The organism is Marinobacter orientalis, from assembly GCF_004792665.1.
GTDB classification, from domain to species: Bacteria; Pseudomonadota; Gammaproteobacteria; order Pseudomonadales; family Oleiphilaceae; genus Marinobacter; species Marinobacter orientalis.
Window position 1 is genome coordinate 155488 of sequence record NZ_SRZX01000006.1, and the last position, 15130, is coordinate 170617.

The 15130-nt window shown below is 57.0% G+C and carries 12 protein-coding genes; 10 read left to right on the forward strand and 2 right to left on the reverse strand.

The genetic code is table 11. The features are described 5' to 3' along the window. Positions 1–86: 86 nt before the first annotated feature. The 10 genes from fabD to putP all read left to right on the forward strand — a co-directional run bounded on the left by fabD (position 87) and on the right by putP (position 11961). A complete protein-coding gene (gene fabD, locus DIT72_RS15505; protein ID WP_135956155.1) occupies positions 87–1028 on the forward strand; it encodes an ACP S-malonyltransferase in 942 nt (313 codons plus the stop codon). Positions 1029–1037: 9 nt separating this feature from the next. Then, positions 1038–1781: a 3-oxoacyl-ACP reductase FabG gene (gene fabG / locus DIT72_RS15510; RefSeq protein ID WP_135956156.1), complete on the forward strand. Its 744-nt coding sequence runs from the start codon at positions 1038–1040 to the stop codon at positions 1779–1781. 132 nt (positions 1782–1913) lie between these two features. Next, positions 1914–2147, forward strand: a complete 234-nt coding sequence (gene acpP, locus DIT72_RS15515) for an acyl carrier protein (RefSeq protein WP_007154069.1) — start codon at positions 1914–1916, stop codon at positions 2145–2147. A 119-nt stretch (positions 2148–2266) separates the two neighbouring features. Beyond that, positions 2267–3514 (forward strand): beta-ketoacyl-ACP synthase II, encoded by a 1248-nt coding sequence (gene fabF / locus DIT72_RS15520; protein ID WP_135956157.1) that lies wholly within the window; start codon positions 2267–2269, stop codon positions 3512–3514. Between the two features lie 8 nt (positions 3515–3522). Further along, a complete protein-coding gene (gene pabC / locus DIT72_RS15525) occupies positions 3523–4341 on the forward strand; it encodes an aminodeoxychorismate lyase (RefSeq protein WP_135956158.1) in 819 nt (272 codons plus the stop codon). A gap of 5 nt (positions 4342–4346) precedes the next feature. Beyond that, positions 4347–5408, forward strand: a complete 1062-nt coding sequence (gene mltG / locus DIT72_RS15530) for an endolytic transglycosylase MltG (RefSeq protein ID WP_135956159.1) — start codon at positions 4347–4349, stop codon at positions 5406–5408. Beyond that, positions 5405–6034 (forward strand): dTMP kinase, encoded by a 630-nt coding sequence (gene tmk, locus DIT72_RS15535; RefSeq protein WP_135956160.1) that lies wholly within the window; start codon positions 5405–5407, stop codon positions 6032–6034. The genes mltG and tmk overlap by 4 nt, the downstream gene beginning before the upstream one ends. A 67-nt stretch (positions 6035–6101) precedes the next feature. Then, positions 6102–6881, forward strand: a complete 780-nt coding sequence (locus tag DIT72_RS15540; protein WP_135956161.1) for an AraC family transcriptional regulator — start codon at positions 6102–6104, stop codon at positions 6879–6881. 203 nt (positions 6882–7084) lie between these two features. Next, entirely contained in the window at positions 7085–10261 is a 3177-nt protein-coding gene (gene putA / locus DIT72_RS15545) for a bifunctional proline dehydrogenase/L-glutamate gamma-semialdehyde dehydrogenase PutA (protein ID WP_135956162.1), read from the forward strand. 209 nt (positions 10262–10470) lie between these two features. Then, on the forward strand, positions 10471–11961 hold the full coding sequence (gene putP, locus DIT72_RS15550) for a sodium/proline symporter PutP (protein WP_135956163.1): 1491 nt from the start codon (positions 10471–10473) through the stop codon (positions 11959–11961). A gap of 158 nt (positions 11962–12119) precedes the next feature. Here the strand turns inward: putP and DIT72_RS15555 are convergent, their stop codons facing one another. Together DIT72_RS15555 and hpaD are read right to left on the reverse strand one after the other, a co-directional pair. Continuing rightward, a complete protein-coding gene (locus DIT72_RS15555; protein ID WP_135956164.1) occupies positions 12120–14021 on the reverse strand; it encodes an FAD-binding monooxygenase in 1902 nt (633 codons plus the stop codon). Between the two features lie 125 nt (positions 14022–14146). Continuing rightward, positions 14147–15073, reverse strand: a complete 927-nt coding sequence (gene hpaD / locus DIT72_RS15560; protein WP_135956165.1) for a 3,4-dihydroxyphenylacetate 2,3-dioxygenase — start codon at positions 15071–15073, stop codon at positions 14147–14149. Positions 15074–15130: the final 57 nt, after the last annotated feature.

Genomic DNA, 15130 nt, shown 5'->3' on the forward strand with positions numbered 1-15130 from the left:
GTTTTTGCTAGATTGGCCGAAATGGCCGCCAGATTGTACTATTGGCTAATCTCCCGTAACCCGTTATTAACGGTAAGATTCGCCCTATGAAATCAGCTTTTATATTTCCCGGACAAGGATCGCAGTCTGTCGGCATGCTGAAGACAGCCGTCGAGACCTGGCCGATCGTAGAGAAAACCTTCTCTGAAGCCTCAGATGTGCTCGGTTATGACCTCTGGCATCTTTGCCAGCATGGGCCTGCCGAGGATCTGAACCAGACCACGGTGACGCAACCCGCCCTTCTGACCGCAAGCATTGCGCTCTGGCGACAATGGTTCATGGCGGGGGGGCAGGAGCCCGATTACGTCGCTGGCCACAGCCTGGGCGAGTACAGTGCACTGGTGGCTGCGGAGAGCCTGACCTTTTCCGATGCCCTGAAACTGGTGCAACTGCGCGGTGAGCTCATGCAAACGGCCGTTCCCCCCGGCGAAGGCAGGATGGCGGCCATCCTCGGGCTGGAAGACGGTGATGTGGTCGCGGCCTGTGCCGAGGCTGCGCACGGCGATGTGGTTTCCGCCGTTAACTTCAATGCTCCGGGCCAGGTAGTGATCGCGGGTTCTGCGGCGGGGGTGGAGCGCGCCATAGAGGCATGCAAGGCCCGTGGCGCGCGGAAAGTCATGCCACTGCCGGTGAGTGTCCCGTCCCACTGTGCGCTGATGAAAGACGCAGCAAAAGATCTGGCCTCCGCACTGGACGATGTTGATTTTAACGACGCTGTCATCCCGGTTGTTCAGAATGTGACCGCCGCCATCGCCCAGGACAGCGATACCCTCAAGACGAATCTGGTTAAACAGCTATACTCTCCTGTGTTGTGGACCGATACGGTTCGGAAACTGGTGGCAAGTGATGTACGCATCGCTGTAGAGTGCGGCGCCGGCAAGGTGCTTGCCGGCCTGGCAAAGCGGATCGATCGTGACCTGTCGGTCTACGGAATTGAGGAGCCCGATGCCCTGAAAAAAGCGTCAGAGGCATTCGGACAGAAAGGATAGGAGCATTGCATGTCTCTTGAAGGCAAGACAGCACTGGTAACCGGTGCAACCCGCGGTATCGGAAAAGCCGTCGCCAGGGCACTGGCTGACCAGGGTGCTACAGTCGTGGGCACGGCAACAAGCGCAGCGGGTGCAGAGTCTATCTCGGCTGACCTGAAGGCGGCGGGGGCGAAGGGTTTCGGTATCGTAATGAACGTCGCCGAGCCGGACAGCATCGATGCCGGACTGAAGGAAGTGACCGAAAAAGCCGGCGTGCCTGTGATTCTCGTCAACAATGCGGGGATTACCCGTGATAACCTGCTGATGCGCCTGAAAGACGATGACTGGTCGTCGGTGATTGAAACCAACCTGTCGAGCGTCTATCGCACCAGCAAAGCTGTATTGCGCGGCATGGCAAAGGCAAGATGGGGGCGGGTAATCAATATCAGCTCCGTCGTTGCGGGTATGGGCAATCCGGGACAGGCCAATTATTGCGCTGCCAAGGCCGGTGTGGAGGGCTTCACCCGTAGCCTGGCGAAAGAAATGTCGAACCGGGGGATCACAGCCAACTGTGTTGCCCCGGGATTTATTGACACGGATATGACCCGAAAACTGGACGATAAGCAACGCGAGGCTATGATGGAAGTCATACCCGCCGGTCGTCTGGGTGAGCCGGAAGAAGTGGCAGCAGTTGTTGCCTTCCTGGCCTCGGAGGCCGCCGGTTACGTGACGGGCGAAACGATTCACGTCAATGGCGGTATGTACATGGGATAGTCCCTGTGGGGGCATGTGCGCAAACCCTTGTTGCACAACATGTTTGATGGAACCCCTGCTTGTTTGCAGGTATGGTTTAAACTAAACTGGCAGCACTCAAGTTGCTTGGTTGACACAAAAAGTGAGGACATTATGAGTACAGTTGAAGAGCGCGTGAAGAAGATCGTTTGTGAGCAGTTGGGCGTTAAAGAGTCCGAAGTTCAGAACACATCTTCTTTTGTAGAGGACCTTGGCGCTGACTCACTGGACACTGTTGAGCTGGTCATGGCACTTGAAGAAGAGTTCGAGACCGAGATTCCGGACGAGGAAGCGGAAAAGCTGGCGAGTGTTCAGGACGCGATCGACTACATCGTCGCGCACACCTGATACTCAGCACGTTTTTAACGCCAGGCGAGAAGCCGTCCATGTAATACTGCAATGGGCGGCTTTTTTATGGGCCGGCATTTACTATAGCAGTACCGGAACAGACTTCAGGTGAAGTGGATATGGCTAGACGACGTGTTGTGATAACAGGCATGGGAATGCTGTCGCCACTGGGCAACGATGTGGATTCGTCCTGGGAGGGTATCCTGGCGGGGCGCAGTGGCATAACCGAAATCGACCGGTTTGATACCACTGGGTACAGCACACGGATCGGCGGCAGTATCAAAAATCTGGACATGGAATCCCACCTCTCCACCAAAGACGCCAGAAAACTGGACGCGTTTATCCATTATGGTCTCATTGCGGCCCAGCAGGCGGTCGATGCCAGCGGCCTGGAAGGCTATGCCGGCCTCGACCGGGAAAGAGTCGGGGTCGCCATTGGCTCGGGCATTGGCGGTCTGGAGTACATGGAGAAGAACATCATCAATATGGAGAAGTCGGGGCCAAGAAAAGTATCCCCCTTCTTTGTGCCGGCGTCCATTATCAACATGATTTCCGGTAACGTTGCCATTCGTTTCGGTTACCAGGGCCCCAATATCGCCATCGTGACGGCCTGTACCACGGGCACTCATAATATTGGCTATGCTGCCCGTACCATTGCCTATGGTGATGCGGATGTGATGCTGGCTGGTGGTTCGGAAATGGCCACCACTCGCAGCTCCATCGCCGCATTTTCGGCTGCGCGGGCTTTATCCACCCGCAATGAGCAGCCCGAAAAGGCGAGCCGGCCCTGGGACTCGGACCGGGACGGTTTTGTGCTCAGTGATGGCGCCGGGGTTGTGGTGCTTGAGGAACTTGAACACGCCAAAAGCAGGGGAGCAACCATTCATGGGGAAGTCATCGGTTTTGGCATGAGTGACGATGCTTTCCACATCACCTCTCCGCCGGCCAGTGGCGAGGGGGCGGCCCGTTCGATGAAAAATGCGATGCGTGATGCCGGGCTTGATCTCGACGCAGTTGACTACATTAACGCCCACGGTACCTCCACCCAGGTCGGTGACGTTGCCGAGGTTGCCGCCGTAAAGTCGGTGTTTGCGGAGCACGCCTACAAACTGTCGATCAGTAGCACAAAATCCATGACCGGACATTTGCTCGGGGCCGCGGGTGCGGTTGAGGCTATTTTCTCGGTGCTGTCGATTCGCGACGGTGTCTTGCCTCCCACCATTAACCTGGAAGAGCCTGCCGAAGGCTGTGACCTCGACTTTGTCGCGGGCAAGAGCCGCAAGGCCGATATTCGCGTTGTTTTGTCGAACTCCTTCGGTTTTGGTGGTACCAACGGTACCCTCATTTTCCAGCGTTACGAGGATTAAAAGGAAGCGTGCTCAACGTTATCAGGGCTGACAGCAGCGGAGTTTCTGCCGCCGACCGGGGAATAGCCTATGGTGACGGATTGTTTGAAACCATTCGGATGCGTGGCCGGCGGGCAGTGTTGCGCTCGCTCCACCTGGACCGGATTGTGGCGGACGCAGCGCGTCTGGGGATACCGGTTCACCGTCATGATCTGGATACGGCGATAACTCAGGCCGGGGTCATTTACGAAGCCGGTTTCAAAGGCTGCGACTGGGTGCTCAAGCTGATTCTGACGCGCGGCAGCGGAGGTCGTGGCTATCGGTTGCCCGAGAACTGCCAGCCCAATCTGATTGTTTCCGTCTCGGCCATGCCGCCACTCCCGGACAGTGGGGGAGTTGTGGCAGACCTTTCGCAATTTCCCCTGACCGTAAATCCGCAGCTGGCCGGTATCAAAACGCTCAACCGACTGGAACAGGTTATGGCCAGCCGCGAGTTTACAGGGCAGGAGTTCGAGCTGATCATGCGCGATATCACGGGGTATCTGGTTGAGGGCACACGGACGAACCTGTTTTTCCGCCATGGTAAAAAATGGCTGACCCCGCCTGGCAGAAGTCTTGCAGTGGCCGGTGTAATGCGAAAATATCTGATTGAATGTCTTCGTGAAACCGGACATGAGGTTGTTGAGGAAGCGGTTCAGCCCTCCATTCTCTCGTCGCCCGATTTCCGCGGACTTTATCTGACCAACAGCGTTGTCGGTATTGTTCCTGTTCGTCAAATGGGCGGTGTTGATTTGCCACTGGATGGCGGGCTTGAGACAATCTGCGACCCTCTGAAAACTTTGGAATAAAAAGCTTGTTGAAGAAGTTGGTAATCAGTCTGTTTTGCCTTGTCGTTCTGGTCGTCGCCGGCAGTAGCCTCTGGGTATGGCAGGGGCTCCAGACCCTTGAACAACCGGTAGCACTGACTGAGCCTGTGCTGTTCAGTGTTCCCTCCGGTAGTGGTTACGGGCAGATTGCCCGCAAGCTGGAGGCGGAAGACCTCGCCGGTGACAGCCTTTGGCTGAAGATCCATGGCAGACTGTTTCCGGAGCAGACTCGCCTGAAAGCCGGAGAATACGAGTTCGCAGCCGGAATGAGTACCCTGGACATGATCGCGATGATGGTGGCCGGTGCCACCAAACACTGGCAGATCCAGTTCATCGAAGGCTGGACGTTCCAGGATATGCGCCGGGCACTGGCAGCCAGCGAACGTCTTGAGAAGGTAACCACGGAATGGACTGATGCCCGGATCATGGAATCGGTGGGCGCGGAAGGCGAGCATCCGGAGGGCCGCTTTTTCCCGGATACCTATTCGTTTACCAGCAGTGAGACCGACCTGGATCTGCTCCGCCGCGCCTTCGAAAGAATGGAGGAAGTGTTGGCCGAAGAATGGGCGTCCAGAGCCGAGAACCTGCCCTACGATTCACCCTACGAAGCCCTGATCATGGCCTCCATCGTTGAGCGGGAAACCGGTGCCGCCCATGAGCGCGAAGAGGTGGCGGGTGTTTTTGTCCGCCGCCTGGAAAAGGGAATGAGGTTGCAGACTGATCCGACCGTGATTTACGGCATGGGTGAGAAGTACCAGGGCCGGATCACCCGTCGTGATCTGCAGACCCGAACTGACTACAACACCTACCGGATTGATGGCCTGCCACCGACGCCCATTGCATTGCCCGGAAAGGAAGCGATTCACGCGGCCCTGAACCCGGCCGATGGTGATGCCCTGTATTTTGTCGCGCGCGGAGATGGCACCCACAAGTTTTCCCGGACTTTACAGGAGCATCAGAAGGCCGTGCGGGAATTTCAGCTCAATCGTCGGTCTGACTATCGCTCCTCGCCGGCGCCTGTGCCCGATGCGAAGGAAGGCGGGCAATGAGTCGCGGGCAGTTCATTACCTTCGAGGGCACTGAGGGCGTTGGCAAGTCCACCCAGGTGAAGAATGCGGCAGCCACCCTGAAAACACTGGGCATTGATTATACTGTGACCAGGGAACCCGGCGGCACGCCCATGGCGGAATCGATTCGCGAGTTGCTGCTGGCGCCCCGGGACGAGCCGGTCAATGACATCACCGAGCTGCTGTTGATGTTCGCTGCCCGCGCGCAGCATCTGTATACCCGGATACTTCCGCAACTGGAAGCGGGACGATGGGTGTTGTGTGACCGCTTCACCGACGCTACCTTCGCCTATCAGGGAGGCGGGCGCGGTGTGCCGGCGGAACGTATCGCCCAGCTGGAAGACCTGGTGCAGGGGAGCTTTCGACCGGACCACGTTATTCTGCTGGACGCGCCGGTAGAAACCGGAATGACCCGTGCCCGCCACAGAGGCGATCTGGACCGATTTGAGCGCGAAACCGTGGCCTTCTTTGAACGCATACGCCAGACCTACCTTGATCGAGCTTCGGACGACCCTCGCCGATACCACATTGTGGACGCCGGACGGCCCCTGGAGACAGTCAGCCATGACGTCACCAGCCTGATTCAGAGCCTGGTGAGCCAGCCCTGATCGTGCATGTCAGGCGATGTTCTGCTTTAATTGAGTAACATTCTCAACCAATTTCCGGGTCGCGGGTATGTTGAACGCGCGTTTGCTGAAACTTCCAACGGCTTCCCATCATCATCGCCATGAACACCATCAGGTTGTCGTCGGTGTTCGCGGTGAGGCGGATCTCAGCGTGGACGGAACCGGCTCCCACCTGGATACCTGGCGCGCCTGCCTGGTGCCTACCGAAGCCAGGCATGACTACTGTGGCGACTTTCAGAATCACGTGCTGGTGATCAATCTTGATCCTTATATGCCGGCCCTCAGCAGTCCAGCCCACAGCGAATACGAAACCCTGGCCCCTTTATTCGAGAGGCCGCGTACGCTGGTACTGGACAGCAAGTTACAGGGTCTGGTGCAGTTTGTTGCCGGAGAGTTTGACCGGTCGCCGGATAACGAAGGCATAAAGCATCACATGGGTGCCAGCATCCTGCACTGTATGGCAGAACGTCTGAACGAGGGCCGGGAAGTGCGTCAGAACCGCCATGCCCTAAGCCCGGACACCATCCGCCGCTATATCATGGAAAACATCCAGTGCAAGATTACCGTGAACGACCTTGCCAGCGTGGCCTGCCTCAGCGTCAGCCGCTTCCACGAAATGTTCCGGGAAGTGGTCGGTGTCACCCCACACCAGTTCCTGCTACAAATCCGTCTTGACCAGGCTGTTCAGTTACTGACAATGACCCCCCTTTCGGTCTCGGAAGTCAGTTACCGGACCGGATTCTCCTCTCAGAGCGCTCTTACCAACGCCCTCAGAAAACATAAGGGCACCACGCCTTCCAGGTTGCGAATTGATGGCAAAGTTGCCTGATTTGCTAAAAAACACCCATTTCCGGATGAATTTACAAAAAAATCGTAGGATTTTGTAAGCCACGGATCCGTAGTAATACTAACTTAACAGCATAGCCGATCACGCCAAAACGCTGAACGAGCAGGTGCGTGTTGTCTGATCTACACAGAACAATAAGTTCGAGGTACCCGGTGAGTGACGGGCACTGTCGGCGAGGCACCCAGATGTTTCATGCAAGCAAGGTTCTCGAACCTGCGTTCCAGGAACAGCCAAGGTCCTTTTTCTGGCAAGCCATTGCTGCCAGTTACGCTGTCGACGAAACACGCTATCTCAATGAATTGATTCCCCTGGCCCGCAGCGATACTGCAGAGCATCGTGCCGTTACGGAAACGGCTACCGCTCTGATCAGAAAAGTACGTGACCAGCACGACTCCGTCCACATGGTTGATGCGTTGTTGCAGGAATACAGCCTCGATACCGAGGAAGGCATACTGTTGATGTGCCTTGCCGAGGCACTGATGCGTATTCCCGACAAATACACCGCTGATGCGCTGATTCAGGACAAGTTGTCGGACGCCGACTGGACAAGGCATGTCGGCCGCAGTGAATCCACACTGGTCAATGCCTCCACCTGGGGGCTGTTACTGACAGGCCGGGTGGTGAAAATGGACAAGCGGCTGGATGGTTCTTCGTCCCGCATCTGGAGGCGACTGGTCAGGCGCAGTGGCGAACCTGTTATCCGAAGTGCGATGTACCAGGCCATGGCCATCATGGGCAAACAGTTTGTATTGGGCCGCGATATCGGTGAGGCCCTGAGCAACGCCCGCGAATATCGGGATATGGGGTATACCTGCTCCTTCGACATGCTTGGCGAAGCAGCGATGACCAGGGATGCCGCTGGTCGCTATCTGAAGGACTATATGGAAGCCATCGAGTCCGTTGGCAATGATGCCTTTCCAGACAGCAAGACAGCGCCGTCCGTTTCCATAAAATTGTCCGCCCTGCATCCTCGATATGAAGTGTCACAGCAGGGGCGTGTTCTGAAGGAGCTTTACAGCACGCTGGTCCACCTGCTGACATTCGCGCGGGAAAAGAAGGTGTCGATAACCATCGATGCCGAGGAAATGGACCGGTTGGAAATTTCACTGAAGCTGTTCGAAAAGCTGTTTACGTCACCGGTCGCAAAGGGCTGGGGCGGTTTTGGTCTGGTTGTCCAGGCCTACTCCAAACGGGCATTACCAGTACTGTGCTGGTTGACCAAACTGGCGAAAGAGCGGGGTGACGAAATTCCCGTGAGGCTCGTAAAAGGAGCCTATTGGGATACCGAGATCAAGATCTGTCAGCAGCTGGGCCTGGAAGGTTATCCGGTATTCACTCGCAAGGAAGGTACTGATACCTCTTATCTGGCCTGCCTGCGCTTCCTGTTAAGCAATTATACCGAAGGAGCGCTATACCCTCAGCTTGCCAGCCATAACGCACATACCGTGGCCTCCGTGCTGGTCATGGCCCGGAACAAGGGGCGCAGGATCGAGTTCCAGCGGCTGCATGGAATGGGCGACGCACTGTACAGGAGCATTCTTGAGGACAATGACATTCCGGTGCGCATTTATGCCCCGGTCGGAGCCCATAAGGATCTGTTGCCGTACCTGGTTCGCCGTCTCCTCGAAAATGGTGCCAACTCATCCTTTGTGCACAGGCTGGTGGACGCGGCCACACCCGTAGACGCTCTTGTGCAGAACCCGGTACAGGTATTGCAGGGTTACGACTCACTGCCTGACGACCGTATTCCGTTGCCCGCCGATATTTATGGCAACGAGCGGCGCAACTCCCGCGGAGTCAATATCGGGGTGGCGGTACACCTGGATCCGTTGCTGCATCGCCTGGGGCAATGGGCAAAAACCCGCTGGCAAGCGGCCCCGGTCATTGGTGGCGAGAAACGCCGGGAAGGAGAATGCCGGGAAATCCATGCGCCTTACGACAGCTTCCAGCAGGTAGGCCACGTTTACTGGGCGACGGCAATACAGACAGCTGAAGCACTGGATCTGGCGAATAAAGGTTTTGTCAGATGGCGTGAACGGCCGGTCGAAGAGCGTGCCAACTGTCTCAAACGTTATGCAGATCTGCTGGAAGCGAACATGGAAGAGCTGATGGCGATCTGTTGCCGAGAGGCGGGGAAAACCATGCAGGACGGGGTCGACGAGGTAAGGGAGGCCGTCGATTTCTGTCGTTATTATGCCCTTCAGGGTCGGGTACGCTTTGCTGATGCGATAGCTCTGCCGGGTCCTACGGGGGAGAGCAATGAGCTCTATATGGAGGGACGGGGTGTTTTCCTGTGCATCAGCCCCTGGAACTTCCCGCTGGCAATATTTACCGGCCAGATTATGGCGGCACTGGTGGCGGGTAACGCGGTTATTGCCAAGCCGGCGGAGCAGACAAGCCTGGTCGCTTATCGTGCCTTTGAGCTGATGCTGGAGGCCGGCTTCCCGCCTGATGTGATCCAGTTTTTACCCGGTGACGGCGCAACAATCGGCGGTAACCTGATTCCGGACCCAAGGGTTGCCGGCGTGGCCTTCACCGGCTCTACACAGGTGGCGCATATGCTCAATCGGGCCCTTGCACAGCGGGAAGGGGCGATTGTGCCGTTGATCGCCGAGACAGGTGGGCAGAATGCCATGATTGTCGACAGCAGTGCGTTACCGGAGCAGGTGGTCAGAGATGTCATTCAGTCGGCCTTTACCAGCGCCGGGCAGCGTTGCTCGGCACTGCGCGTACTCTATATTCAGAAAGATGTAGCCGAACGCACGGAGGCTTTGTTGGCGGGCGCCATGCAGGAACTGTCCGTCGGCAACCCGGAGTGGCATTGCACTGATGTGGGGCCGGTTATCGACCAAAAGGCACAGGCCAGTCTCGAAGCTCATCTGTCTGAGCTGGACAGGAGCGCCAGGCTGGTATCGCAAACGCCGCTGCCGGAATCCGCTTGTTCAGGCCACTTCGTGCCGCCGTCCGCTTACGCCATTGCCAGTATTGCCGAGCTGAAAGCGGAGCATTTCGGTCCGGTCCTGCACATTGTCCGCTACACTGCAGAGAAGCTCGACGACGTAATTGAGGAAATAAACGCCGCGGGGTACGGGCTTACCCTGGGCATTCATAGCCGAAGTGAATCAACCGCAGCCTATATCGAGCGGCGTGTGAAAGTTGGCAATACCTACGTCAATCGTGACCAGATTGGTGCTGTCGTTGGTGTTCAGCCCTTCGGTGGCCGCGGGTTGTCTGGCACCGGACCCAAAGCCGGTGGCCCGCATTACCTGTTGCGGTTTGCCACCGAGAGAACACGCACCGTTAATACTACGGCGGCAGGAGGCAATGCTTCGCTGTTGTCACTGGGGATTGAAAAGGTTTGAGGCGCGCTTTGCTCATCAGGCAGTGCGGAATGAAAACCGGGCGACAGGAGGGTATTGAGATGGGGAAGTTGGCGTTAAAGGCATTAGCGCCTTGTTGAGTGAGTGGAATAGGGAGTTAAAAAAAACAAAGAGTGCGACTACCGGCGTCATCATGGTAAACGCGCTAAACGGGCGGAGCCAATTCCGTCCTTATGAACTGGAGGAGTTTCATGGCTATTGGTGTCTGGATTAGTCTATTTCTTTACTTTGCGCTTATGATCGCCATTGGCGTTTATGCGATGCGCAGAGCTACGTCTTCATCCGAAGATTACATGTTGGGTGGGCGGGCACTCAGTCCAAAGGTAGCGGCGCTTTCGGCCGGTGCTTCGGACATGAGTGGCTGGTTGCTTCTGGGTTTACCCGGGGCACTGTTTGCATCGGGCCTGGGTTCGGCCTGGATCGGTATCGGCCTGCTTGTGGGCGCATTCTTTAACTGGACCCTCGTAGCACCACGGCTTCGTGAACAGACGGTTCATTATGGTAATGCGATCACGATTCCGGCCTTTCTGGCTAACCGGTTTCCAACCCAGGCGCTTTCCCTGCGCACCGTGTCAGCGGTGGTTATCGTTATCTTCTTCGCGGTGTATACGGCGTCTGGCCTGGTTGCCGGCGGCAAGCTGTTTGAAAGTGCGTTTGCCGGAATATTCAACTTCGGTGGCCTGAGTGATTACGCTGTGGGTATCACCATTACGTTGGGTGTGGTTCTGGCCTATACGGTGGTGGGCGGCTTCCTGGCTGTGAGCATGACGGACTTTGTCCAGGGCTGCATCATGATGCTGGCACTGGTCATCATGCCGGCGGTTGTGCTCTTTGGCGAAGGTGGCGGCGGTTTTGACCAGGCCCAGCAGACACTGAATGAAGTCGACCCCACGTTACTATCGTGGACGGAGGGACTCACGTTTATAGGCTGGCTGTCTGCGGTTACCTGGGGTCTGGGTTATTTCGGTCAGCCCCACATCATCGTGCGCTTCATGGCGATCCGTACCCTGAAAGATGTGCCTATCGCCCGCAATATCGGTATGGGCTGGATGACCATTTCCCTCATTGGTGCCATCTCTCTGGGCGTGTTTGGCCGGGCCTACGCCATTCGTAACGGTCTGGATGTTGAAGATCCGGAAACGATCTTTATCATTCTGTCGAACCTGCTGTTCCATCCGCTGATCACCGGTTTCCTCTATGCCGCCCTGCTTGCCGCGGTTATGAGCACCATCTCCAGCCAGCTTCTGGTGTCCTCGTCGTCACTGACCGAAGATTTCTATCGTCTGTTCCTGCGCAAGGAAGCGACCGACAAGGAGTGCGTATTTGTCGGCCGGATCTGTGTGGTGCTGGTCGGTCTGGTTGCTGCGGTGATCGCCTCCGATCCGGATTCCCAGGTCCTGGCGCTGGTCAGTAACGCCTGGGCAGGCTTTGGCTCCGCGTTTGGTCCGCTGATTATCCTGTCGCTGATGTGGCCGCGCACCAATGGCGCTGGCGCCATCGCAGGCATGGTTGCCGGTGCGGCTACCGTTATTGTCTGGATTTCGATGGGCTGGAACGGAGAAATATGGGGTGGTCCTGGCATTTACGAGATCATTCCCGGCTTCATCGTTGCCTGGATTGCCATTATGGTGGTGAGCCTTGCCACAGAAGATGCCGGTGAGTACCAGCACATCACCCGGTAACAAGAGCACTTGAAACGCTCTGAGTAACGACAGGGGCTCCTTCGGGGGCCCCTTTTTTGGGTTGGAGCGGCCGGTGGGGGCTGGTATCCCCACACTGGCCCCGAGCCTTTCCCGATCTTGCTATACCATCCAGTGCGTATCATCACGGGGCAAGGACGTTACCGGGAGCGGCGGTGCAGGGCTCCGTCGAAGAACGTGGCAAGCTCGTCAACGTCACTCAATGAGAGCACCTGCGAAACATAATGGTCAGGCCGAACTACGACAACGGCCCCATTCCTGTCGATACCCCGCGTTTCGAAGATGTTGACCTCCGGGTCGATGGCATAGACTTTCTCATAGTCGGTCAATTGGAAAGGCCCCACCTTCGGGACAAAAATGGCCGGGATTTTCGGGCCGAATTCAATCTCGCCATGGGGTTGTTGATAGATCACCTTGACGTCAAAGAGACTGTCCAGGTCCGAACCCTCAGGGGTGTACTTCACAACCGGCGAGTCAGGTGAGTCGAGCAGCCAATCCGCCCAGGCGGACAAACGGGAATCCTCCCCGGGGCGGGCGTGGTCGGCAAAGGCGTAGATCCGCCAGCGGCCGTCGGCGGTGGCATGGTGGCCCAGGTGGACATCATTGCCATCGCAAACCCGCATGACCCGCTCCGATTTGAATCGCTTGCCAACGGGGAAACCGGTCGCCAGGTTCTGGTGGTCGGTGGTTCCAGTGATCATCGACGTCTGGTACTCGGTCATGAAGCCTGCCGGGAATTCTGCGGTTTTGACATAAAAATCCGCCAGCTCTTGCGGATCGTCGAACTCCTCGGCGGGCTTGGCCATCAAGCTCGACCACTCCCGATCAAAGTCAATCAGGTTCTGCGCGACAACCTGACGTTCACTCGAATAGGTATCGAGCAGGGATTCAGGCGCGGTGCCGGAAAGCACATGGCCCAACTTCCAGGCGATGTTCCAGCCGTCCTGCATGGACACATTCATGCCCTGACCAGCTTTGGCGCTGTGGGTGTGGCAGGCGTCACCGGTGATAAAGACCCGCGGAGTCCGGGTGCCTTCTTCGCCGGGTGGAACGTCATCGAATTTGTCGGTGACCCGGTGGCCAACCTCGTAGACGGTGTACCAGGCGCAGTGCTTCACCTCAACGGTATAGGGGTGCAGGATCTGGTTGGCCTTGGCGATGGTGGTTTCCAGGGTGGTCTGGCGTACCTGGTGGTTGTCATCCCTGGCAACTTCGCCGAGATCGACGTACATCCGGAACAGGTGACCGCCTTCCCGGGGAATGTGCAAAATACTGCCGCCGGTTGATGACTGAATGGCACACTTGGTACGAATGTCGGGGAAGTCGGTATTGGCCAGTACATCCATGACCCCCCAGGCATGATTCGAGACCGCACCGATATGCTTGCGGCCAATAGATTCACGAACGCGACTGTGGGCGCCATCGCAACCGATGACGTATCTGGCTTTAACCGTGCGCTCCTCGCCTTCTTTGTCGCCCGCGGTATGGCGCAATGTTACTTCGACGGGATAGTCCTCGCCGTCATGAATCGCCAGCCCCACAAACTCCAGACCATGGTCGGGGGTCACCCGGGCGGGGGCGTTTCGGGCGAATTCGGCGAAATAATCGAGAACCCTGGCCTGGTTGACGATCAGATGGGGAAACTCACTGATTTCACCGGTGGGGTCATCCGGCGCCACCGACGAACGGGTAATGTGCGCCGGATTGTCGGCGTCCGGGGCCCAAAAGGCCATCTCGGTAATACGGTAGGCCTCGGTGGTGATTCTTTCGGCAAAACCGAACGCCTGGAATGTCTCTACACTGCGTGCCTGGATACCGTCGGCCTGGCCGATTTCCAGTCGTCCGGAACGTTTTTCGACGATACGGGTAGTGATATTCGGGAACTTGGCCAACTGAGCGGCGGCAATCATGCCCGCAGGCCCGCTGCCGACGATAAGGACATCCATAACATCCGGTAGGGTCTCGGGGCGATTAATGCCCGTCCCGGATGCCTCCTCGATTCTCGGGTCGCTGGATACGTATTTGTGGTGGTGGAATTGCATTGTGACTTCTCCTTTTTGTTTTCTGGGTCCGGCCGGATCAAACTGAGACCGGCTTGCCGTACTTCTTGTTATCGGTCCGCTTTTTGTGCGTATTTCACGGCCGTTATAGTGTCCGCCGTTTACCCTCAGATCCGGCTTGAACCCGGAATAAAAGACTCGGTAACGGAGGCCTGCGGTGCAGGAACCTTGTCGCCACTGACCTGCGATACCGGGAATACCGCGTTGATCTGGCCAGTCCCTGAGCTGCCGAAGTAAGGTGTCAGTACTTCCGCTTTCTGGTCGTACTCGGACCAGCCCAGTGCACCCAGCAGCATGGCGGTGTCGTGCATAAAGCCTTCACCGTGACCTTTTACAGCGTATTCGGGCAGCATTTCGCAGAAGTCTTCCCACTCGCCGTTTTCCCACATCCGAACCACCTCGTGATCCAGGCGTTCCAGGAACGGGGACCAGGTTCTGGTGGCGAACTTCGGTGCCTGACCGTTCTGGGCAAAGCGATGAGACAGCGAGCCGCTGGCAAAAATGGCCACCGTGCCGTCGTAATGCTCCTCGATCGCCTTGCGCATTGCCCAGCCCAGACGGGCACTGTCATTCAGGTAGTGCACGGTGCACATTGCCGAGACCGAGATAACCTTGAAATGGCGGTCTTCGTTCATATAGCGCATCGGTACCAGAGTGCCATACTCAGGATCGAGGGTAGTCTTGTCATGGGCCAGTGTTTCCACGCCCTGAGCATTGCATTCGGCAGCCAGTAGTTTGCCCAGCTCAGGGTTCCCGTCATATTCAAACTTCATATTGGAGATGAAGTGGGGCAGCTCACCACTGGTGTAATTGCCTTTGAAGTGGGCGCCACAATTGATGTGGTAGTTGGCGTTCACCAGCCAGTGGGTATCGAATACCACAATGGTATCCACGCCCAGCTCACGGCAGCGGCGGCCGATCTCGATGTGACCGTCGATGGCCGCCTGGCGAAAGCCCTTCTGAGGACCGTCCAGCTCGGAGAGATACATGGATGGTACATGCGTGATTTTTGCGGCAAGCGCGAGTTTTCCCATGACAGTTTCCTTTTGTTGTTGAAAGCTTCGGGTGCATCAGCTGATACATCGCCATGC

Bases quoted from the DNA above. Each gene is read 5' to 3' on its own strand.
- tmk (WP_135956160.1), top strand. From the start codon at position 5,405: ATGAGTCGCGGGCAGTTCATTACCTTCGAGGGCACTGAGGGCGTTGGC.
- fabF (WP_135956157.1), top strand. From the start codon at position 2,267: ATGGCTAGACGACGTGTTGTGATAACAGGCATGGGAATGCTGTCGCCA.
- fabG (WP_135956156.1), top strand. From the start codon at position 1,038: ATGTCTCTTGAAGGCAAGACAGCACTGGTAACCGGTGCAACCCGCGGT.
- hpaD (WP_135956165.1), bottom strand. From the start codon at position 15,073: ATGGGAAAACTCGCGCTTGCCGCAAAAATCACGCATGTACCATCCATG.
- acpP (WP_007154069.1), top strand. From the start codon at position 1,914: ATGAGTACAGTTGAAGAGCGCGTGAAGAAGATCGTTTGTGAGCAGTTG.
- DIT72_RS15555 (WP_135956164.1), bottom strand. From the start codon at position 14,021: ATGCAATTCCACCACCACAAATACGTATCCAGCGACCCGAGAATCGAG.
- fabD (WP_135956155.1), top strand. From the start codon at position 87: ATGAAATCAGCTTTTATATTTCCCGGACAAGGATCGCAGTCTGTCGGC.
- DIT72_RS15540 (WP_135956161.1), top strand. From the start codon at position 6,102: ATGTTGAACGCGCGTTTGCTGAAACTTCCAACGGCTTCCCATCATCAT.
- putP (WP_135956163.1), top strand. From the start codon at position 10,471: ATGGCTATTGGTGTCTGGATTAGTCTATTTCTTTACTTTGCGCTTATG.
- putA (WP_135956162.1), top strand. From the start codon at position 7,085: ATGTTTCATGCAAGCAAGGTTCTCGAACCTGCGTTCCAGGAACAGCCA.